Consider the following 581-nt stretch of genomic DNA (forward strand, 5'->3'; position numbering starts at 1 on the left):
TACGGACGCAAATCCAACCAATAAAGAGACACGGGCTCCATATAGGATCCGGCTGAAAATATCACGTCCAAATTTATCCGTTCCCATCAGATGTTCAAGGCCCGGCGCCTTATATTTATCAAGCAGGCTTTGCTGCTCTTGGGGATAAGGTGCAATTAAAGGGGCGAAAACAGCAGACATAATAATGATAAAAAGAATAACGGCACCTAAAATGGCCAGTTTGTTTTTCGAGAATTTTTCCCAGAAAATCTTTGTCATTGTTTCTGGCTTTTTCGAAATATTTTCTTTCAGCCTGATCTCCGGCGAGGGAGTTGTTTGCAGCTCTGACATCTCTGTTTCCCTCCTTTTAATATTCGATCCGCGGATCAACAATCGCGTAAAGGATGTCTGCAATGAGGTTTCCGACAACGACAAGAACCGCCGAGATCACAGTCATTGCCATGATAACCGGATAATCGCGCTGGAATGCTGAATCGACAAACAGCTTTCCTAATCCCGGCCAAGTGAAAATCTGCTCTACGACAACCGCTCCGCCAATAAAGGAAGGAATCATTAAGCCGAAAATCGTAATAACAGGCAAT

1 protein-coding gene and 1 pseudogene are annotated in these 581 nt (G+C 44.1%); both read right to left on the bottom strand.

The window, feature by feature from the left end; genetic code table 11:
* A pseudogene (gene appC / locus ACWHAR_RS30065) lies at positions 1–330 on the bottom strand (oligopeptide ABC transporter permease AppC); the annotation flags it as partial.
* Between the two features lie 16 nt (positions 331–346).
* A partial coding sequence (locus ACWHAR_RS30070; RefSeq protein WP_452088804.1) for an ABC transporter permease subunit occupies positions 347–581 on the bottom strand: 235 nt, incomplete at its 5' end.

This window comes from Bacillus sp. LR--39 (assembly GCF_053613335.1).